Genomic DNA, 20,147 nt, shown 5'->3' on the forward strand with positions numbered 1-20,147 from the left:
CGTGCGTGCTGGTCGCTGAGCTGTGTGCGGCGCTGGTCGTCGCGGTTCACCAGCAGGCCGAGCAACCCGCCCCGGTTGTCACCACGTCGTCGGACAGCATCGAGCACCGATTCGCCGTGGGCACCACGCCGGATCGCATCGTGCGGTCAACGAATGAAGGTGGGCCCGATGCCGGTCGCCTGCTGTCCCGGGTGGCAGCGGACATGCGCCCGGCTGTCGAGGCGGTGGTCGCGTTCTGGGGCCCGGACTGGTCACCCGAGATCCCGGTGATCGCCACCGGTACCGATGAGCAGTTCCGGGTCGCCGCCGGGGGTGGTCCGGCGGCGCAGTGGACGGACATCGCCGCGGTCACCGTGGTCGACCGGGTCGATCCGGCGCTGCGCACCGCCCTGGGCGCCCGGATCGTGTTCGCGCCCGGCGCGGCCGGGATGAGCGTGGGTGCATTGCGAATTGTGTTGACGCACGAGCTTTTTCACTTCGCCGCTCGGGCGGACACGGCTACCGACGCGCCCCGGTGGCTGGCCGAAGGTGTGGCCGACTACGTGGCCAGGCCGCCGACCGCGGTGCCCGCCGACGCGGCAACCACCCTGCCCACGGACTCCGAACTGGACGCCACCGGTCCGCAGCGCTCGCAGGTATACGACCGGGCGTGGTGGTTCGCGCGGTTCGTCGCCGATATCTACGGGGTGCCGAAATTGCGCGAACTCTACCGGTCCGCTTGCGGGGTGGGGCATGGCGATGTGCAGACCGCCATCCGTGCCGTGCTCGGCGTCGACGCTGCCGACCTGCCGAACCGGTGGCGGAACTGGGCGGCCGACCGAACCTGATCTGCGCGCGCCGAGGACCGGTTTGCGGACCGGCCGGGCTAACGTGACGTGGTGAGCCGGGTCCTGCTGGTAACCAACGACTTTCCGCCGCGGCGCGGCGGGATCCAGTCGTATCTGGCGGAATTCGTCAGCCGGCTGGCCGGCGCCGGTGCGCACACCGTGACCGTGTATGCGCCGAAATGGAAGGGCGCCGAGGCTTTTGACGCCGCCGCCGGCTATCGCGTGGTGCGCCATCCCACCACGCTGATGCTGCCCGTTCCCACCGTGGACGCCCGGATGCGCCGGCTGATCGCCGAGCACGACATCGACACGGTCTGGTTCGGCGCGGCCGCACCGCTGGCCCTGCTGGCGCCGCGCGCCCGGCAGGCCGGGGCCACCCGGGTGCTGGCCAGCACCCACGGCCACGAAGTCGGCTGGTCGATGCTGCCGGTGGCGCGGTCGGTGCTGCGCCGCATCGGCGACGGGACCGACGTCGTGACCTTCGTCAGCCGCTACACCCGATCTCGGTTCGCGCCCGCCTTCGGGCCCGGCGCGTCACTGGAGTACCTGCCGCCCGGGGTGAACAGCGACCGGTTCCGGCCGGACCCGGCCGCCCGCGCCGAGCTGCGCAAGCGCTACCGGCTGGGGGACCGGCCGACGGTGCTGTGCCTGTCCCGGCTGGTGCCCCGCAAGGGCCAGGACATGCTGATCAAGGCACTGCCGGCGATCCGGCAGCAGGTTGACGGCGCGGCGCTGGTGATCGTCGGTGGCGGACCTTATCTGGAGACGCTGCGCCAGTTGGCGCGCGACCGTGGGGTCGCCGACCACGTGACCTTCACCGGCGGGGTGCCGGGCGACGAACTGCCCGCCCATCACGCGATGGCCGACGTGTTCGCCATGCCGTGCCGTACCCGCGGCGCCGGAATGGACGTCGAGGGGCTGGGCATCGTGTTCCTCGAAGCCTCAGCCACCGGGGTACCGGTGGTTGCCGGCGATTCCGGTGGAGCTCCGGAAGCGGTGCAGCACAACAAGACCGGGCTGGTGGTCGACGGCAACTCGGTGCAGGACATCGGCGCAGCTGTCACCGGGCTGCTGACCGATCGCGACCGGGCGGCGGCGATGGGTGCCGCCGGCCGGGAGTGGGTGCAGGCGCAGTGGCGCTGGGACACCTTGACCGAGCGGCTCGCGGGCCTGTTGTCCGGGGACTGATCCCGGCCGGCCACGCGCCCGTCGCTATTCCTTGTCGTAGATCGCTTCGATGTCGGACGCGAACTTCTCGGCCACCACGTTGCGCTTGACCTTCATGGTCGGTGTCAGCTCGCCGGTGTCCTCGGTGAAGTCCACCGGCAGAATCCGGAACTTGCGGATCGACTCGGCGTTCGACACCTGCAGGTTGGCCTGCTTGACGGCGGTATCCACCTCCGCCATCAGATCGGGATCGGTGGCCAGATCGCCCACCGAGGCACTGTCGGCTTTGCTGTTGCGACTCTTCCAGCCGTCGAACGCCTCGGGATCGATGGTGATCAGCGCGCCGATGAACGGCTTGTTGTCCCCGACCACCATCGCCTGGCTGATCAGCGGGTGCGACCGCAACTGGTCCTCGAGCACCGCGGGCGCAACGTTCTTGCCGCCCGCGGTGACGATCAGCTCCTTCTTGCGGCCGGTGATGCTCAGGAAGCCGTCTTCGTCGATGGAACCCAGATCTCCGGTGCGGAACCAGCCGTCGGCGAAGGCTTCCTCGGTGGCCTGCTCGTTCTGCCAATAACCGCTGAACACCACGCCCCCGCGCACCAGCAGTTCCTTGTCTTCGGCGATCTTGAGGCTGTTGCCGGGCAACAGGCTGCCGACGGTCCCGATCTTGAGGCCGTTGACCTGGTTGACGGTGATCGCGGCACTGGTCTCGGTCAGGCCGTAGCCCTCGTAGATGGTCAGGCCGACACCGCGGTAGAAGTGCCCCAGCCGGGCGCCCAGCGGTGCCCCGCCGGACACCGCAGCATGGCAGTCGCCACCGAGCGCCGCGCGCAGTTTGTGGTAGACCAGCCGATCGAACACCGCGTGTTTGGTGCGCAGCACCAGGCCGGGCTTGCCGTCGTCGAACGCGCGGCTCCAGTCGACCGCGGTCTGCGCCGCGGCCTTGAAGATGGGACCTTTGCCGTCGTTGGAGGCGTTCTGCGCGGCCGTGTTGTAGACCTTCTCGAACACCCGCGGAACCGACACCACCACAGTCGGTTTGAACTCCGCGAACAGCGGCAGCAGGTTCTTGATGTCGCTGGTGAAGCCGACCGTGACTTTGCTGGTGAACGCGGACAGGGTCAGCGCGCGGGCCAGCACGTGGGCCAGCGGCAGGAAAACCAACAGCCGCTGACCCTCGCACAGCAACGTCGGCAGGCAGTCCTGGGTACCGCGGATCTCGTGCAGCAGGTTGGAATGGGTGAGTTGGCAGCCCTTCGGCCGTCCGGTGGTACCCGAGGTGTAGATCAGCGTCGCGGGATCCTCGGACCGCAGCCCCTCCTGGCGTGCGGTCAGCTCGGCGGGGTCGACCGATTCGCCGGCCTCCACCAACTGATCCAGAGCCTTGGGACCGGAGCCGTCGATGTGCAGCACCCGGCGCAGTGCGGGCAGGTCGCCGGTGAGTTCGGTGACGGTCGCCGCGTGCGCGTCGGTTTCGGCGAACGCCAATACCGCTTCGGAGTTCTTCAGCACCCAGCGCACCTGCTCGGCCGACGACGTTTCATAGATCGGCACCGTGACCGCACCCACCGCCAGGATGGCCAGATCGAGGATCGCCCACTCGTAGCGGGTCGCCGAGAAGATACTGACCCGGTCCCCGGCCTCGACGCCCAGGCCGATCAAACCCAGTGCGGCAGAACGAATTTGACTTGCGGCTTCGGCGCAGGTGACATCGGTCCAGACGCCGTCGATCCGGCGTTGGTAGATCACATAGTCAGGGTCGTCGCGTTCGTGCTCGAACACCACGGCCGCCACATTGTCGTGCTCGGCTACCGAAAAGCGGGCAGGGACACTGTACTGACGCACTCTATTTCCTCGCTTGACCTAGGTGGGGTCGGCTTGCTGTCAACAGCCTAGTGCGGTACCGGGTCGCACCGTCGCGACGTCGGCCAGTATGTGAAGCTGAGGCGATGAACAGCATCCAGATTGCTGACCAGACGTATGTCGCGGCCGACGGGGCGCTGGTCGGGGCCGCGGTCGCCGATCAGTCGAAGTGGCGCCGGTGGTGGCCCGATCTGCGGCTGCAGGTCACCGAGAACCGTGCCGAGAAGGGCATCCGATGGGCGGTCACCGGAGCCCTGACCGGAACCATGGAAGTCTGGCTGGAACCGTCGCTGGACGGCGTGATCCTGCACTATTTCCTGCACGCCGAGCCGAGCGGCGTATCGGCCGCGGAGTTGGCCAAACTGAACCTGGCGAAGATGACGCACCGGCGCCGAGTAGCGGGCAAGAAAATGGCGTTCGAGGTGAAGACGACCCTGGAAGAGTCACGTCCGGTCGGTGTTTCTCCGGTAGTTTAACCGGGTCGAGGTTGGCATCGAGCCGACCGAAGGACGCAGCTCAGGGGAGTACCGTTTCAGCCGGGAGAAGGGCGCTCCCGAGAACGGTGCGGGACGGGAACGCGAAAGGGACTGCCAGGTGGCGGACAAGACGGAGCAGACAATCTATATCGACGCCGATCCGGCCGAGGTGATGGCGGCGATCGCCGACCTCGAGTCCTACCCGGACTGGATCAACGAGTACAAGCAGGTCGAAGTCCTCGAGACCGACGACGACGGCTACGCCAAGAAGGCCTGCATGCTGATGGACGCGACCATCTTCCGGGACACCCTGATCATGAACTACGAGTGGCCCGCGGATCGCAACTCGCTGAGTTGGACGCTGGAGTCCAGTTCGCTGCTCAAGTCCCTCGAGGGCTCATACATCTTGGCGCCCAAGGGTTCTGGCACCGACGTCACCTACCAACTCGCTGTTGACCTGGCCGTCCCGATGATCGGCATGCTCAAGCGCAAGGCCGAGCGCAGGATTATCGACGGCGCGTTGAAAGACCTGAAGAAACGAGTCGAGGGCTGAGTGATTCCGCCGCGCCCACCCCGGCTCGGATCAGCCTTTTCGTCGGCAAGGGCGGGGTAGGGAAGTCCACCCTGGCAGCTGCTACCGCGGTGTGCGATGCCAGCGGTGGTCGGCGGGTGCTGATCGTGTCCACCGACCAGGCGCACTCGCTGGGCGACGTACTGGGTGTCCCGGTGCCGCCGACGGGTACCGGCGACGCAGTCCGAGTCTTCACCGATCTGGAAACCGAAGACGCCGAGCCCAGCGGCGGCTCCCTGGACGCCCTGGCCCTGGACACGCTCGCGTTGCTGGAGCACCGCTGGCGCGACGTCGCCGAGGCGCTCGATGCGCAACTGCCCGACTCCGACCTGGCCAGCATGGCCCCCGAAGAACTCTCGGCGCTGCCCGGCATCCAAGAAGTGCTGGGTCTGCACGCGGTCGGCGAACTCGCCTCCTCCGGCCGCTGGGACCGCATCGTCGTCGATTGCGCCTCCACCGCCGACGCCCTGCGCATGCTGACTTTGCCTGCGACCTTCGGCCTCTATGTCGAACGCGCGTGGCCGCGGCACCGCCGACTGAGCATCGGCGCCGACGACGCCCGGTCGGGCGCGGTGGTGAACCTGCTGGAACGCATCAGCGACAGCGTCGATCGTCTGGGCTCGCTGCTGGCCGACGGGGAGTCGGTCAGCGCGCACCTGGTGCTGACCCCCGAGCGGGTGGTTGCCGCGGAGGCCGCCCGGACGCTGGGGTCGTTGGCCCTGATGGGTGTTCGGGTAGAGGAACTCCTGGTCAACCAGGTGCTGGTGCGTGACGAGAACTACGAGTACCGCAGCCTGCCGGACCATCCCGCGTTCTACTGGTATGCCGAACGGATCTCCGAGCAACGCGCGGTGCTGGAGGAGTTGGACGTCACCATCGGCGACGTGGCGCTGGTGCTGGTGCCGCACCAGGCCGGCGAGCCGATCGGACCCAAGGCCCTGGCCGGACTGCTCGACAGTGCCCGGCGCCGTCGCGGCGAGTCCCCGCCCGGCCCCATTCGTCCCGTCGTCGACCTGGAATCGGGGTCGGGGCTGGATTCGATATACCGACTGCGACTAGCGTTGCCCCAACTCGATCCCGGCTCGCTCACCCTGGGGCGGTCCGACGACGATCTGGTCATCAGCGCAGGTGGGGTGCGTCGCCGGGTGAGGTTGGCTTCGGTACTGCGACGATGTACGGTGCTGGACGCCCAATTGCGCGGCACCGAGCTGACAGTACGATTTCGACCAGATCCGGAGGTATGGCCAAAGTGAGTGGGGCTCATACCGACATCGGTCCCGAACTGCGCCGGCTGGCGCAGTCGATCCTGGACGGCATCGATCCCGGGGTGCGTGCGGCAGCCATGACGGCGATCAGCGGCGGGGCCGGCAAGTGCCAGCAGGTGTGGTGCCCGGTGTGCGCGCTGGCGGCGGTGGTGACCGGCGAGCAGCATCCGCTGGTGACGATCATCGCCAACCACAGTGTCGCGCTGCTGGAAGTGGTCCGGGCGATCGTCGCCGACATCGACGACACCGTGGTGCCTCCCGAAGACGACGTATCCGGTGGTGCCGATTCCGGCGGCCCGGGCGCCGACGGTAACAGCGCCACCGGCGACGGCACCGCGAAAACGCGCTACCAGCCCATCCCCGTTACGCTGCACGAGTGAGCCACCCGGTTGCGAGGTGGTCGGAGCCATCGTCGATGGGTACAGTTGGCGCAGACACCGTTCCGGTGTGGGGCATGAGGGAGAACCATGTGGTACTACCTGTTTAAGTACGTCCTCCTCGGCCCGTTGCTGTCCCTGCTCGGTCGTCCCAAAGTCGAAGGGCTGGAACACGTTCCGAGTTCCGGCCCGGCGATCCTGGCCAGCAATCACCTGGCGGTCATGGACAGCTTCTTCCTGCCGCTGGTGGTGCGTCGGCGAATCACCTTCCTGGCCAAAGCTGAATACTTCACCGGCACCGGGCTCAAGGGCTGGTTCAACCGCTGGTTCTACACCGCCGTCGGCCAGGTGCCGATCGACCGCAGCGACTCCGAAGCCGCGCAGGCCGCGCTGGAGACCGCCAAAGAGGTTCTGGGCCAGGGCAAGCTGCTGGGCATGTACCCCGAAGGCACCCGTTCCCCCGACGGTCGGCTGTACAAGGGCAAGACCGGGCTGGCCCGGCTCGCCCTGCAGACCGGGGTCCCGGTGATCCCGGTGGCGATGATCGGGACCAACGTGGTCAACCCGCCCGGCACATCCCGGTTGCGGTTCGGCCGCGTCACGGTGCGCTTCGGTGAGCCCATGGACTTCTCCAGGTTCGACGGGCTGGCCGGCAACCACTTCATCGAGCGTGCCGTCATCGACGAGGTGATGTACGAGCTGATGGGCTTGTCCGAGCAGGAGTACGTCGACATCTACGCGGCCAGCGTCAAGGACGGCAGCGCCACCGAAGACGGGCCGGCGGGGTCCAAGTCGGAGACCTCCGACGCGGCGCGGATCCCTGAGACCGCCGCCGGTTGACTAGCCCCGAGTGACCCGGAATAGCTAGGCGGCCGCTACCGGCGTGCGTTCGGGGGCGGTAGCGCGTGGTGATGTCAGCTTCGCGGTGACCGTGAGGCCCGCGACGAGGATCACCGCCAGTGCCCACCACACGTAGGACATCCCCAACAGCTGCCGCCACCAGGCCGCGGTCAACTCGTGATGCTTGGGCAGCAGGTCGATCGGCGTCCACCGCATCAGCGCCACGCCAGCGGCGGCGACCACGGCCAGCGCGACGTTGCGCCGCCGCCAGGCCAGCACCGACAGCACCATGACCGCGGGCAGCATCCAGACCCAGTGGTGCGACCACGACACCGGGGACACCACCAGCCCGAACAGGGCCACGCAGATAACGGCCAGCGACGGCTCGTCGGCCCGCAGCACCCTACGCATGGCCCACACGGTCAGCGCCAGCACCACCAGGCACGCCAGCACCCACCACGGCAGCCGCGCGTGTTCGCCGAGCCCCAGCCGGGCCAGCGACCCGGCGATGTTCTGGTCAGTGTTCAGCGCGGAGTCCCCGATGCGATCGGTGTGCCGCAGCGTGTGCGTCCAGTACTCCCAGGAGTCGCCCCAGGCAAGCACGAAGCCGACCAGCGTCGCGACCGTGAAGGTGCCCAGCGCAGTGAGCGCGGCCCGGGTGTCGCGGCGCAGCAGAAAATACAGCAGGAACACCGCCGGGGTCAGTTTGAGCGCGATGCCCACCCCCAGCAGCACTCCGCGCGGCCAGGGAGTGCGACGCGGGAAGCAGTCGGCGATCACCAGGGTCATCAGCACCGCATTGATCTGACCATAGGCGAAGTTCGAGTTGATCGGTTCCAGCCAGACGGTGGCCGCCGCGACGATCAGCACCGCCAGCCAGGACCGGCGCAACAAAGCCGGGCCGGGCAGCAGCCGGGAGTCGTCCCAGACGTTCAGGCTGCTCAGCACGATGGTCGTCGACACCAACAACACCAGCAGGGTCAAGACGGTGATCACGTGCGTGGCGGCCGCCATGCCCATCCAGGCGAACGGGCTGAACACGATCGCGGACAACGGGGGATAAGTGAAGGGCAGATCGACGATCGGTGTGTGGAACAACACGTTGCCGCTGTAGAGCGGACGGCCGTCCAACCAGGCCTGGGCGCCCATCTGGTAGATGTCGATATCGATGCGATAAGGGATGTCGACGAACAGGTCCCAGCACGCGTAGCCCAGTGCCAGCGCGGCGAGGAGCCAGAGCAGGCACCACAGCGAAACCCGCCCGAGTCGACTGCCCACGTCGGGCGACCGCCATTTACTCATGTCGAGGACAGCCTATCGTTGCGGCGCCGGGTGTTGTTCGCACAGCGCGGCTTCCGGGTTGTGCGGATGCGCTGGCGTAGCTTGTGGGGAGTGCACCACTGGCTGCAGCACGACATCATCGATCGCGGCCATCTGCCGCTGCTGTGCTGCCTGGTGGCCTTCATCCTGACGTTTTTCGTCACCCGCACCTTTGTCCGCATCATCCGCCACCGGGACGTCCGCGGCGGTGCCCCGGCCAAATGGTGGCAGCCGCGCAACATCCACGTCGGGTCGCTGCACATCCACCACGTCACGTTCGGGGTGGTGCTGGTGATGGTCGCCGGACTGACGTTGGTGACGTTGTCGGTCGACGGTCAGGTACCCCAACTGTCGGTGGCCGCGACCTTCTTCGGCATCGGCGCGGCGCTGGTGCTCGACGAATACGCGCTGATCCTGCACCTGTCCGACGTGTACTGGGAGCAGGACGGGCGCACCTCGGTGGACGCGGTGTTCGCCGCGGTGGCCGTCGCCGGTCTGCTGATCCTGGGCCTGCACCCGCTGATGTTCCTGTTGCCGATCCGCTACGACGGCGACTGGGTGGTGCTGCAGAGCACCCTGGTCGGCGCGGTGGTGGTGACGTTGCCGCTGGCGGTGGTCGTGCTGCTCAAGGGCAAGGTGTGGACCGGTCTGCTGGGCATGTTCCTGGTGGTGCTGCTGGTGATCGGCGCGGTTCGGTTGTCGCGGCCGCATGCACCGTGGGCGCGCTGGCGCTACACCACCCGGCCGGGCAAGATGCGGCGCGCGCTGGCCCGCGAGCGCCGATGGCGGCGTCCGGTGGTGCGGGCCAAGCTGTGGCTGCAAGGCGCGATCGCGGGAACGCCGCAGCTGCCCGACGACCGCACCGTCGACGCCCAACTGGACCTGGATGTGCACCCCGCCCCGCCGCCCGACGGCACCGAGCCCATCCCTATCAGCAGCTGACCCCCCCTGCGCGAGCAGACGCAGAATCGCACTCCGGCGGGCCGGATCGTGCGATTCTGCGTCTGCTCGCCGGGCGGAGCCGGGCGGAGCCGAGCGGAGCCGGGCTAGCCCGAGCTGAGTCGCACTAAGCTGCGGCGGTGCGGTATTTCTACGACACCGAGTTCATCGAGGACGGCCGCACCATCGAGCTGATCTCGATCGGGGTGGTCGCCGAGGACGGCCGCGAGTATTACGCGGTATCCACCGAATTCGACCCGCAGCGTGCCGGGCCCTGGGTGCGGACCCACGTGCTGCCCAAGCTGCCCTCGCCGGCCTCCCAGCTGTGGCGCTCGCGCAGCCGGATCCGCGCCGACCTGACCGAGTTCCTGCGGGTGGACGGCCCCGACCCGATCGAACTGTGGGCGTGGGTGGGCGCCTACGACCATGTGGCGCTGTGCCAGCTGTGGGGCCCGATGCCCGCTCTGCCCAAAGCGATACCCCGGTTCACCCGCGAGCTGCGCCAGTTGTGGGAAGACCGGGGCTGCCCGCGGCTGCCGCCACGATCGGCTGACGTGCACGACGCCCTGGTCGACGCGCGGGATCAGTTGCACCGCTACCGGATAATCACCGCGGAGCAGCGTTCGCCCTGATCAGCCGGTGCGCACGGCCACAGTTACGATGGACCGATGAACTGGACCGTCGATATCCCTATCGACCAGCTGCCGCCGCTGCCGCCGCTGCCCGCCGATTTGCGTGCGCAACTGGACGCAGCGCTGGCCAAACCGGCCGCTCAGCAGCCCAGCTGGGACACCGAGCAGGCCGCGGCGATGCGCACGGTGCTCGAGAGCGTGCCGCCGGTGACGGTGTCGTCGGAGATCGTCCGCCTGCAGGAACACCTCGCCCAGGTCGCTCGCGGCGAGGCATTCCTGCTGCAGGGCGGCGACTGTGCGGAAACCTTCACCGACAACACCGAGCCGCACATCCGTGGCAACATCCGCACCCTGCTGCAGATGGCCGTGGTGCTGACCTACGGCGCCAGCATGCCGGTGGTCAAGGTGGCGCGCATCGCCGGCCAGTACGCCAAACCCCGGTCGGCCGACATCGACGCGCTGGGCCTGAAGTCCTACCGCGGTGACATGATCAACGGCTTCGCGCCCGACGCCGCGGTCCGCGACCACGACCCGTCCCGCCTCGTGCGCGCCTACGCCAACGCCAGCGCCGCGATGAACCTGGTGCGCGCGCTGACGTCGTCAGGCTTCTCCTCGCTGCACCTGGCCCACGACTGGAACCGTGAATTCGTGCGCACCTCGCCGGCCGGCGCCCGCTACGAGGCGCTGGCCAGCGAGATAGACCGCGCGCTGCGGTTCATGAGCGCCTGCGGGGTGGCCGACCGCAACCTGCAGACCGCCGAGATCTACGCCAGCCACGAGGCGCTGGTGCTCGACTACGAGCGGTCCATGTTGCGCCTGTCCGAGGACGAGAACGGCGAACCGCAGCTTTACGACCTGTCGGCGCACACGGTGTGGATCGGCGAACGGACCCGCCAACTCGACGGTGCGCACGTCGCTTTCGCTGAGGTGATCGCCAACCCGATCGGCGTCAAGATCGGGCCCACCATGACCCCCGAGTTGGCCGTGGAGTACGTCGAACGGCTCGACCCGCACAACAGGCCGGGCCGGTTGACGCTGGTGAGCCGGCTGGGCAACAACAAGGTGCGCGACGTGCTGCCGCCGATCATCGAGAAAGTCCAGGCCGCGGGCCACCAGGTCATCTGGCAGTGCGACCCGATGCACGGCAACACCCACGAGTCCTCGACGGGGTACAAGACGCGGCACTTCGATCGCATCGTCGACGAGGTGCAGGGCTTCTTCGAGGTGCATCGCGCGCTGGGTACGCATCCGGGTGGCATCCACGTCGAGATCACCGGCGAGAACGTCACCGAGTGCCTCGGCGGCGCGCAGGACATCTCCGACAGCGACCTGTCCGGCCGCTACGAGACGGCGTGCGACCCGCGGCTGAACACCCAGCAGTCGCTGGAGCTGGCGTTCCTGGTCGCGGAGATGCTGCGCGACTGACCCCGGCCGATCAGCCGGCGTGCAGCAGGCTGCTCAGGTGCACCCCGATGTTCCAGCCCGCGGTCGCAACCAGCCCGGTCAGGGTCAGCACCACCGCCGCCCAGATCAGGATCATGCGCCGGCCGTGCTGGCGCTCCCACCTGAACTCGTCGAGCGGGATGCCGGCGAAGTGCCCGGAATCGTCGGCGTCGAAGTCGACGTCCTGATCGAAGTCGGCCGGCACATCCGGATCGTCGGGTTCGGGCCAGTCCCCGGGTTCCCGGGTGAACTGACGGGTGGGGTGGGGCACCGGCGCGCCGGCCGGGCGCCCGGCCATCCGATCGTGGTGCAGCGCCGCAGAGCGGTGCTGGGCGGAGTTGCGCGGCGTCGGCACCCGGAAGTCCGGCAGATTCAGCTCTTCGGCGATCGATTCCACGTCGGCGGCCATCTCGATGGCGTCGGCGTAGCGCTGCGCGGGGTCGAGCGCGGTGGCGCAGGCGACGAAGTCGTCGAGCTGCGTGGGCACGCCCTCGATCGCGGCGCCCGGCGGCGGGACCTCGGTGTCCAGCCGCTGATACGCGATGGACAGCGCGGTGTCGCCAGTGAACGGGGTTCGCCCGGTCAGCAGTTCGTAGGTCAGAATCCCCACCGAGTAGACGTCGCTGCGGGGTCCGGCGGTGCCGTCGCGCACCTGCTCGGGTGACAGGTAGGCGGCGGTGCCCAAGATCACGCTGGCCGAGGTGATTCCCGCTGCCGCCACGGCGCGGACCAGACCGAAATCGGCGATCTTGACCTCGCCGTCGTCGGAGATCAGCACGTTCTCCGGTTTGACGTCGCGGTGCACCAGACCGGCCCGGTGCGCGGCGGCCAGCCCGTTCAACACCGGGCGCAGTACCGCTATCACCGCGTGCGGGGGCATCGGTCCGCGCTCGATCAGCAGCTCACGCAGCGTGCCGCCGTCGATCAACTCCATCACCAGAAACGGGTACCTCCCGTCTTGGCCCTGGTCGTAGACCGCGACCAGGTTCGGGTTCTTCAGCCGGGCCACGGTGCGCGCCTCGAGCTGGAACCGGGTCAGGAACTGCTGGTCACCGGAGTAACGCGGGTCCATCACCTTCACCGCGACGGGCCGGTCCAGGCGGGTGTCCAGGCCGCGATACACCGTCGAGGTGCCGCCGCTGGCGATCTTTTCCTGAATGAGGTAGCGGCCGTCGAGCAGCGCGTCGTGCAGCGGGTCCCCGGCCGGGCGACGGTACGGGCCGGTGCGTCCCGGCGGGATGCCGGGCGATCCAGGTTCGGCCACGCAGTCATCGTAGGGGTCGACGCGACTGACCCGCGGTAGGCGCAGATTCCGCACCGAAGGCGCAGACGCGGCCGTCCTGCGGTTCTAGACTGACCTGGTGGGCAGCATCCCGGCCGGCGACGACGTACTCGATCCTGAAGAACCGACCTACGACCTGTCCCGGGTCGCCGAACTGCTCGGCATACCGGTGAGCAAAGTGCAGCAACAGCTGCGGGAGGGACACCTGGTCGCGGTGCGCCGCGCCGGAGGCCTCGTGGTGCCGCAGGTCTTCTTCACCACGTCCGGCCAGGTCGTCAAGAGCCTGCCCGGGTTGTTGACGATCCTGCACGACGGCGGCTACCACGACACCGAGATCGTGCGCTGGCTCTTCACCCCGGACCCCTCATTGACCGTCACCCGCGACGGCTCCCGGGACGCCCTGAACAACGCGCGCCCGGTCGATGCGTTGCATGCGCACCAGGCCCGCGAAGTGGTGCGGCGCGCCCAGGCTATGGCGTACTGAGGGCAGCGTCGTCCGGCGCGTCCTCGACTTCCGGGGCGCGGTTCAGCGAATGCCAGGCCCACAGCGCGGCCGCGGTCGCCAGCCCGACGTGCAGCCAGGAGTACATGCCGTGCGAGCCGTCGGGTTTGAAGATCACCATGATCCACGTCGAGAATCCGGCGATCACGGCCATCGCGCGTCGCGACTGGGCCAGCGGGGCCAGCACCGCCAGCGGCCACGAGTAGTACCAGGGCAGTGCGGCGGGCACGAACAACACCACCACCAGCATCACCGCGGCGATGCCGGTCAGCGCGGCACGGTCGTCGCGGCGGTACCGCCACCACAGCACCGGGAGTGACACCGCGATCACGCCGATGCCCACCAGCCGGGCGATCCGCAGCACGGCGTAGAACTGCACCGGCAGAAACCCGCTGGTGAAAGCGTGAATCAGGTTCGCGGCGGCGGTTGGCACCGTGAGCCAGTTGATGATCTTCACCGACCCGGCCAGCGCGGTCAGCCAGCCCAGGCCGACCCCGGCCGCGACCGAAATCACCCCGAACACCGCCACGAAAATCGCCACCGTGGACAGCGCGGCGACCAGGAACGCCGGCACCGGCCGCCAGCCCCGGTCGTCGCGCAGATGCCGCATCCACACCCACCCCAGGAACGGCAACGCCAGCCCCGCGGTGGCCTTGACGGCGATTGCGAAAGTGAGCAACACGATCCCGGCTACCTGCCGGCGTCGCAGCGTCAACGCGATGCCGGCCGCCATCAGGCCCACCATCAGCATCTCGTTGTGCACCCCGCCCATCAGATGGATCAGCACCAGCGGGTTCAGCACGCAGATCCACAGCGCCCTGGCGCCGTCGGCGCCGACGTGGCGTGCCAGCCGCGGCGCCGCCCAGATCAGCAACGCCAGCCCGGGCAACATGCACAGCCGCAGCAGCATGGTTCCGGCCACCACGTTGTTGCCGACGAGCATCGTCACCAACTTGGCCACCAAAATGAATGCCGGACCATACGGGGCGGTGGTGATCGTCCAGATCGGGCTCACGTCGTCCAGCAGCGAGTTCGGATTGCCGACCGGGCCCACCGCGTACGGGTCGAAGCCGTCGCGCAACAACGCCCCCTGAGCCAGGTAGGAGTACGTGTCGCGACTGAACACCGGTGCCGAGAGCAACAGCGGGGCCAGCCAGCAGGCGGTGGTCACCCGCATGGTGAACTCGTCGGCTGCGCCGGCGAGTACCCGTCGACCCAGCCGCACCCAGGCGATCAGCATCAGACCCACGCCGACCCACAGCACGATCGACGAGAGCACCAGCCCGTGGCCGAACCGCAGCCAGGACATGTGGATCGCCTCCAGCAGCGGGTCGTGCTGGCGGGTGCTGCCCGCACCCAGACCGCCCAGGGTGATCAGCACGGACCCCACGAACCCCAGTCGCGCCGGCCCGCCCTCGGAGCCGGTAGCGACCGTGCGGAAGCGGGAAAAGCGTTGGCCCACGGTTACTTTCGGAGCCGTGGTGTCGGCGGCCGGGGTCGGCGTCGGAGCGCTCATCGATTCAGGCGGACCGGTCGGTGGCCACTCGGGCCAGGTCGGTCAACCCTGCTTTGGCGCTCGCGCTGATCGGCGCCGAGGCCAGCGTGGTCAGCGCACGTTCGGTGAGTTCGGTGATCCGGTTCTCCGCGGCGGCCAGCGCACCCACCCCCTCGATCAATTGCCGTAGTTCGCGCACCTGGGCGTCGGTCAGGTCGGTGCCGATCGATTCGCGCAACAGCCGGGCCGCCGCCGGATCGGACGTCTCGGCCAGGCGGGTGGTCTCGGCCAGCAGCACGGTGCGCTTACCCGACCGCAGATCGTCCCCGGACGGCTTGCCCGTGACCTCGGGGTCACCGAACACCCCGAGCACGTCGTCACGCAGCTGGAACGCCACCCCCAGATCGGTGCCGAACGCCTCGAAGACGGCGGCCACCTCCGGACGGTCGGCGGCGGCGGCCGCCCCGAGCTGCAGTGGACGGGTCACCGTGTAGCAGGCGGTCTTGAAGGTGGCGACGGTCATCGCGGCGGCCAGCGATTCGTCAGCCGAAGCTGATACCGAGGCTTCGGCGACCACGTCGAGGTACTGGCCGCCGAGCACCTCGGTGCGGATCGCCGTCCAGACCCGCTCGACCCGGTCCCGGGCCTCGGCGGTCAGCGGCGCACGGGACACCACATCGTTTGCCCACGTGTGGGTGATGTCGCCGAGCAGGATCGCCGCCGAGATGCCGAACTGGTCGGCGGACCCGCGCCACCGGCGAGCGCGATGCAGCGCTGCGAAGTGCATGTGGGCGGTCGGCTTGCCGCGGCGGGTGGCCGATGCGTCGATCACGTCGTCGTGGATCAGGGCGAAGGCGTGCAGCAGTTCCAGCGCGGAGAACAGCAGCAGCGCATCGGGATCGGGCGCCCGGCCGGCGACCGCGTCCCACCCCCAGTAAGCGAACACCGGCCGCAGGCGCTTGCCGCCGGTGAGGACGAAATCCGCCAGCCAATCGGTCAGGGAGTCGAACTCGGCTCCGAGGTAACCGGATTCACCGCGCCGGTCGTCCAGGTACCGCCGCAGTTGTTCGGTGACAGCGCCGGCCACCTCGACGGTCGCCGACGTTGCCGATGCTTCCAGACTCAGCGCGGCGCCCCTTTCCGATTCGGTGTGCCTCTGGCCCGACAGTGTATGCCGCCGCGGTGTTTGCCGGAGTACGCGGAGCCGCAGCCACCGGCGGCTCGGAGCCGCTGACTACCGCGCCCCTATGCTGTCGTGGGGTCTGTCCAAGCTTTGCGCGACGGAGCGCGAGAACAACTTGTCTGCAGAATGAGGGGCCGCGTGACGCTCAACACCATCGCGCTGGAATTGGTGCCACCGAATGTGGACGACGGCCGCGAGCGGGCTTTGGAGGACGCGCACAAGGTGGTGCGGTACGCCGCCGAGTCGGGCCTGGACGGGCGGCTGCGGCACGTGATGATCCCCGGCATGATCGCCGAGGACGACGACCGTCCGGTGCCGATGAAGCCCAAGCTCGACGTGCTGGACTTCTGGTCGATCATCAAGCCGGAGCTGCCCGGCTTGTACGGCCTGTGCACCCAGGTGACCGCGTTCCTGGACCAGCACACCCTGGGCGAGCGCCTGGCTGCACTGACGGCGGCCGGCATGCAGGGGGTGGTTTTCGTCGGGGTGCCGCGCACCATGAACGACGGCGAGGGCTCGGGCGTGGCGCCCACCGACGCGTTGTCGATCTATCGCGACGCGGTGACCAATCGCGGCGTGATCGTGATTCCGACCCGGGACGGCGAACACGGCCGGCTGAACTTCAAATGCAACCAGGGCGCGACCTACGGCATGACCCAGTTGCTCTACTCCGACGCCATCGTCGGGTTCCTGACCGATTTCGCCAAGGAGACCGACCACCGGCCGGAAATCCTGCTGTCGTTCGGCTTCGTGCCCAAAGTGGAGAGCCGGGTCGGGCTGATCAACTGGCTGATCCAGGATCCGGGTAACTCCGCGGTGGCCGAGGAGCAGGAGTTCGTCAAGAAGCTGGCGGCCAGCGAGCCCGCGGACAAACGCGCTCAACTCGTCGACCTGTACAAGCGGGTGGTCGACGGGGTCGCCGACCTCGGTTTTCCGCTGAGCATTCACCTGGAGGCCACCTACGGGGTTTCCGGGCCGGCTTTCGACACCTTCGCCGAGATGCTCGCCTACTGGGCGCCCTCGCCGGAGACAGTGGGCGGGTAGTAACTCAGGCCGACGACGACTGGTCGGTGGGCGCGGTGAACCGCGGCGAGCGGTCCCGGCTGACCCACGCCAGCATCGCCACCACCCCGGCGACCGCGAATGATGCGATGCCCAGCCAGATGCCGGCCCCGGTGAACGAGCGGGTGTTGGGGTCGGTGTAGCGGGCCGTCGCGGTCATGGTGCTGACCACTCCCGGTTTGAGTTTCCACTGCACGACTTCGGGCTCGATCCGGTCACCGTTGGTGGAGGTGACGGTGCCCGGGAAGGCGACGGTCAACCCGACTTCGGCGTCGGGGTCGGTCACCGAGGTCAGATCGGCGCGACCCTCCAGGATCACCAGGTTGCCGTTGCGGCGCATCGACAGGTTGACCCCCGCGGCGTCGGGGTTCATGTGGGCCAGCTGGGGCAACTCGGCGAAGGTCAGATCGGAGAACACCGCCTGTGAGCCGACGTAGCCGTCGCTGTCGTAGTTCGAGATCGCGACTTTCTGACCGAACGGCAGATTCGAGTCCAGTTGCGGCCCGGTGTCCTTGTTGTTCTTCGGTTTGGCGGCCGCGATGATTTCGCCGGACACCAAGTCGTCGGGCGAGACGGTCAGCGAGGCCCGGACCCGCAGGCATCCGGTGGCCAGCGGCACCACCATCAGCAGCATGACGATGGCCAGCAGCTTGCGGCTCCGGCGGGAGCGCAGCGGGGAAAGTGGGGGAGAGCTGGCGCGCACCAGGTCATCGTGCCAGACCCGGTGTGCCGCACAGCTGCGCCATCCGGTCATAGCGGCAGGGCGCGTCCGAGAATGGCGAACGCGCGCGGATCACCGGCGAAGTAGTAGCTGCGGATGACGTCGGTGAAACCCAGCCGTCGATACAGCCGCCAGGCCCGGTTGGACTCGCCGTTGGTCTCCGGCGTGGACAGCAGGACGTTCGCCTCGTGGCGACCCGCCAGCAGCCGGCGGGCCAGCGCCTCGCCGAGTCCCCGGCCCTGGGCGCGGGGGTGAATGTGCAGTTCGGTCAGTTCGAAGTAACTGGTCATCAGCCGGTCGATGGCCGCCGGCGCCAGACCGCTGCGCTGCAACCCCAGGATGACCTGCTGTTGCCACCACTGGCCAGGGGCGCCCGGGTATCCGTAGGCGATGCCCACCAGCGGTGCGTTGCGGAGTTCGGCCGCCGGGGGTGGCGGGCCGTCCGCGGCCCGCTTGCCCACCTCGACCGCGGCCACCGCCTGCCAGCCGGGCCGGCGGGTGTGTTCCAACCACATCGCGGCACGCTGGTTCTCGGTGCCGCGCGGGTAGCGCATCGCGTCGACATATACCCGCAGCGCGTCGGTGAGGCGGCGCTCCATTTCGGCAGCCGGCAGGTCGACGAGGAAGATCGCCACGTCGCGGTGTCCTCCTCAGCGTTGGTCGGGGTCGGATCGGTGGGTCCAGTATCGGACGCGGGCTCGGCTGCGCGACAAGCAGTCTTGCCGAGCCAGGATGTGCGGCGTGGCACCCGGTGCTGTTGCGGGCCGTATCGCGGCGGCGGTCGTCGCCGGGATAGAATCGCGGGCGAATCAGTGGTACCGCACTAAATGACCTCGTATCATCGGAGTTAATTGCCCCGCAACGGGCTATATGTGTGCTATCGGTGATGACGTCACAATCTTTCGGCAAGGAGGGACGAATGCCACTCTCCGATCATGAGCAGCGAATGCTCGATCAGATCGAGAGCGCCCTCTACGCCGAGGATCCCAAGTTCGCGTCGAGTGTCCGCGGGGGTGGCTTTCGTGCCCCGACCGCGCGGCGCCGTCTGCAGGGCACCGCGTTGTTCGTGGTCGGCCTGGCCATGCTGGTCTCCGGGGTGGCATTCAAAGCCACGATGATCGGGACCTTCCCGGTGTTGAGCGTGCTGGGATTCGTGGTGATGTTCGCCGGTGTGGTGTACGCGGTCACCGGTCGGCCGTTGCCCGGCAAAGCGGATCACGGGGTGTCGCCGCCGAGTGCGTCGCGCTCGCGTCGCGCCAAGGGCGGCGGTGGTTCGTTCACCAGCCGCATGGAGGACCGGTTCCGGCGTCGCTTCGACGAGTAGTCCTGCGCGCCAACACATGACGGGGTAGCCGAGCGGCTGCCCCGTTTCTGTTCGCCGGCCCGATCGTGCCGGTCGGTGCCGGAGCGTCCCGCGCCGGGTCGACGGACACAGTGGCAGATTCCGGACCGCCGGACACCCACAACGCGGCGTACGAAGCCATTCCGTGCCGAACTCGTAGCGAACTTGTGTCCGGTGCCCCCCACCTCGCCCCACCGCCGTTTCGGCGCTGCCAAATAGGCTCTGAAATGCGCTTTTCTGGGTCTTCGAACCCTGTCTGCGGCAGTCTTGCGCACCCCGATGGCGACCCGGTTCGGTGATTCGCCGCTTCGACACTCGCGGAAGGGGTGTTTATGGGGAGAAGTGGGGGATTGTGGGGTATGGTGGCCGAAGTGTTTGGGTGAGAAGCAAGTTGGAGGTGCCGCCGTGTTTCTCGGCACCTACACGCCCAAGCTCGACGACAAGTGGCGGCTCACGCTGCCGGCCAAGTTTCGCGACGCGTTGGCAGGGGGGTTGATGGTCACCAAGAGCCAGGACCACAGCCTCGCCGTCTACCCGCGCTCGGAGTTCGAGCAGCTGGCACGACGGGCCAGCAAGGCGCCCCGCAGCAACCCCGAGGCACGGGCCTTCCTGCGTAATCTCGCCGCCGGCACCGATGAGCAGCACCCCGACGCGCAGGGCCGCATCACGTTGTCGGCCGACCACCGTCGTTACGCCGGGCTGTCCAAGGACTGCGTGGTGATCGGTGCGGTCGACTTCATCGAGATCTGGGATGCGCAGGCCTGGAACAACTATCAGCAAATCCACGAAGAGAACTTCTCCGCGGCCAGCGATGAAGCACTCGGCGACATCTTCTGA

21 protein-coding genes are annotated in these 20,147 nt (G+C 68.4%); 14 read left to right on the forward strand and 7 right to left on the reverse strand.

The window, feature by feature from the left end; all coding sequences use genetic code 11:
• Positions 1-5 precede the first annotated feature (5 nt).
• Together AC5Y3Z_RS09245 and pimB are read left to right on the forward strand one after the other, a co-directional pair.
• A complete protein-coding gene (locus AC5Y3Z_RS09245) occupies positions 6-827 on the forward strand; it encodes a hypothetical protein (protein WP_463824478.1) in 822 nt (273 codons plus the stop codon).
• Between the two features lie 51 nt (positions 828-878).
• Entirely contained in the window at positions 879-2,015 is a 1,137-nt protein-coding gene (gene pimB, locus AC5Y3Z_RS09250) for a GDP-mannose-dependent alpha-(1-6)-phosphatidylinositol monomannoside mannosyltransferase (RefSeq protein WP_463824477.1), read from the forward strand.
• A 24-nt stretch (positions 2,016-2,039) separates the two neighbouring features.
• On the opposite strand, the gene AC5Y3Z_RS09255 is transcribed toward pimB, so the two are convergent.
• The gene (locus AC5Y3Z_RS09255) at positions 2,040-3,842 is read right to left on the reverse strand and encodes an AMP-dependent synthetase/ligase (protein WP_463824476.1); all 1,803 of its coding nucleotides are present in this window, start codon (positions 3,840-3,842) and stop codon (positions 2,040-2,042) included.
• Between the two features lie 104 nt (positions 3,843-3,946).
• Here AC5Y3Z_RS09255 and AC5Y3Z_RS09260 point away from each other — a divergent pair, with 104 nt between their 5' ends.
• From AC5Y3Z_RS09260 to AC5Y3Z_RS09280, 5 genes are all read left to right on the forward strand, one after another.
• Positions 3,947-4,336: a polyketide cyclase / dehydrase and lipid transport gene (locus AC5Y3Z_RS09260; protein WP_463824475.1), complete on the forward strand. Its 390-nt coding sequence runs from the start codon at positions 3,947-3,949 to the stop codon at positions 4,334-4,336.
• 118 nt (positions 4,337-4,454) lie between these two features.
• Positions 4,455-4,889, forward strand: a complete 435-nt coding sequence (locus AC5Y3Z_RS09265; RefSeq protein ID WP_463824474.1) for an SRPBCC family protein — start codon at positions 4,455-4,457, stop codon at positions 4,887-4,889.
• Positions 4,886-6,160 (forward strand): ArsA family ATPase, encoded by a 1,275-nt coding sequence (locus AC5Y3Z_RS09270; RefSeq protein WP_463824915.1) that lies wholly within the window; start codon positions 4,886-4,888, stop codon positions 6,158-6,160. Before AC5Y3Z_RS09265 ends, AC5Y3Z_RS09270 begins: the two co-directional genes overlap by 4 nt.
• Entirely contained in the window at positions 6,157-6,552 is a 396-nt protein-coding gene (locus AC5Y3Z_RS09275; protein WP_463824473.1) for a hypothetical protein, read from the forward strand. The genes AC5Y3Z_RS09270 and AC5Y3Z_RS09275 overlap by 4 nt, the downstream gene beginning before the upstream one ends.
• A gap of 87 nt (positions 6,553-6,639) precedes the next feature.
• Complete coding sequence (locus AC5Y3Z_RS09280; RefSeq protein ID WP_463824472.1) at positions 6,640-7,389, forward strand: lysophospholipid acyltransferase family protein; 750 nt, start codon at positions 6,640-6,642, stop codon at positions 7,387-7,389.
• Between the two features lie 24 nt (positions 7,390-7,413).
• Here AC5Y3Z_RS09280 and AC5Y3Z_RS09285 read toward each other — a convergent pair whose 3' ends face one another.
• Positions 7,414-8,691, reverse strand: coding sequence for a glycosyltransferase 87 family protein (locus AC5Y3Z_RS09285; protein ID WP_463824471.1), 1,278 nt, complete (start codon positions 8,689-8,691; stop codon positions 7,414-7,416).
• A 66-nt stretch (positions 8,692-8,757) separates the two neighbouring features.
• Here AC5Y3Z_RS09285 and AC5Y3Z_RS09290 point away from each other — a divergent pair, with 66 nt between their 5' ends.
• The 3 genes from AC5Y3Z_RS09290 to AC5Y3Z_RS09300 all read left to right on the forward strand — a co-directional run bounded on the left by AC5Y3Z_RS09290 (position 8,758) and on the right by AC5Y3Z_RS09300 (position 11,705).
• A complete protein-coding gene (locus AC5Y3Z_RS09290) occupies positions 8,758-9,651 on the forward strand; it encodes a hypothetical protein (protein ID WP_463824470.1) in 894 nt (297 codons plus the stop codon).
• A gap of 137 nt (positions 9,652-9,788) precedes the next feature.
• On the forward strand, positions 9,789-10,280 hold the full coding sequence (locus AC5Y3Z_RS09295; protein WP_463824469.1) for a polyadenylate-specific 3'-exoribonuclease AS: 492 nt from the start codon (positions 9,789-9,791) through the stop codon (positions 10,278-10,280).
• Between the two features lie 36 nt (positions 10,281-10,316).
• Entirely contained in the window at positions 10,317-11,705 is a 1,389-nt protein-coding gene (locus AC5Y3Z_RS09300) for a class II 3-deoxy-7-phosphoheptulonate synthase (RefSeq protein ID WP_463824468.1), read from the forward strand.
• Positions 11,706-11,715: 10 nt separating this feature from the next.
• Here the strand turns inward: AC5Y3Z_RS09300 and AC5Y3Z_RS09305 are convergent, their stop codons facing one another.
• The gene (locus tag AC5Y3Z_RS09305) at positions 11,716-12,987 is read right to left on the reverse strand and encodes a protein kinase domain-containing protein (protein ID WP_463824467.1); all 1,272 of its coding nucleotides are present in this window, start codon (positions 12,985-12,987) and stop codon (positions 11,716-11,718) included.
• Between the two features lie 97 nt (positions 12,988-13,084).
• Between AC5Y3Z_RS09305 and AC5Y3Z_RS09310 the strand changes: the two genes are divergently transcribed.
• Positions 13,085-13,489 (forward strand): Rv2175c family DNA-binding protein, encoded by a 405-nt coding sequence (locus AC5Y3Z_RS09310; protein ID WP_463824466.1) that lies wholly within the window; start codon positions 13,085-13,087, stop codon positions 13,487-13,489.
• Here the strand turns inward: AC5Y3Z_RS09310 and AC5Y3Z_RS09315 are convergent.
• Entirely contained in the window at positions 13,476-15,023 is a 1,548-nt protein-coding gene (locus AC5Y3Z_RS09315) for an alpha-(1->6)-mannopyranosyltransferase A (protein WP_463824465.1), read from the reverse strand. The genes AC5Y3Z_RS09310 and AC5Y3Z_RS09315 overlap by 14 nt on opposite strands.
• Positions 15,024-15,027: 4 nt before the next feature.
• On the reverse strand, positions 15,028-16,089 hold the full coding sequence (locus tag AC5Y3Z_RS09320; protein WP_463824464.1) for a polyprenyl synthetase family protein: 1,062 nt from the start codon (positions 16,087-16,089) through the stop codon (positions 15,028-15,030).
• A gap of 234 nt (positions 16,090-16,323) precedes the next feature.
• On the opposite strand from AC5Y3Z_RS09320, the gene AC5Y3Z_RS09325 reads away from it, so the two are divergent.
• A complete protein-coding gene (locus AC5Y3Z_RS09325) occupies positions 16,324-17,229 on the forward strand; it encodes a mycobacterial-type methylenetetrahydrofolate reductase (protein WP_463824463.1) in 906 nt (301 codons plus the stop codon).
• Between the two features lie 4 nt (positions 17,230-17,233).
• Here AC5Y3Z_RS09325 and lppM read toward each other — a convergent pair whose 3' ends face one another.
• Together lppM and AC5Y3Z_RS09335 are read right to left on the reverse strand one after the other, a co-directional pair.
• Complete coding sequence (gene lppM / locus AC5Y3Z_RS09330) at positions 17,234-17,881, reverse strand: lipoprotein LppM (RefSeq protein WP_463824914.1); 648 nt, start codon at positions 17,879-17,881, stop codon at positions 17,234-17,236.
• A gap of 116 nt (positions 17,882-17,997) precedes the next feature.
• A complete protein-coding gene (locus tag AC5Y3Z_RS09335) occupies positions 17,998-18,603 on the reverse strand; it encodes a GNAT family N-acetyltransferase (protein WP_463824462.1) in 606 nt (201 codons plus the stop codon).
• Positions 18,604-18,887: 284 nt separating this feature from the next.
• On the opposite strand from AC5Y3Z_RS09335, the gene AC5Y3Z_RS09340 reads away from it, so the two are divergent.
• Both AC5Y3Z_RS09340 and mraZ read left to right on the forward strand, forming a co-directional pair.
• A complete protein-coding gene (locus AC5Y3Z_RS09340) occupies positions 18,888-19,292 on the forward strand; it encodes an SCO2097 family morphological protein (protein WP_463824461.1) in 405 nt (134 codons plus the stop codon).
• Between the two features lie 423 nt (positions 19,293-19,715).
• Positions 19,716-20,147: a division/cell wall cluster transcriptional repressor MraZ gene (mraZ, locus tag AC5Y3Z_RS09345; protein WP_463824460.1), complete on the forward strand. Its 432-nt coding sequence runs from the start codon at positions 19,716-19,718 to the stop codon at positions 20,145-20,147.

It is taken from the genome of Mycobacterium sp. NGS61 (assembly GCF_059812325.1).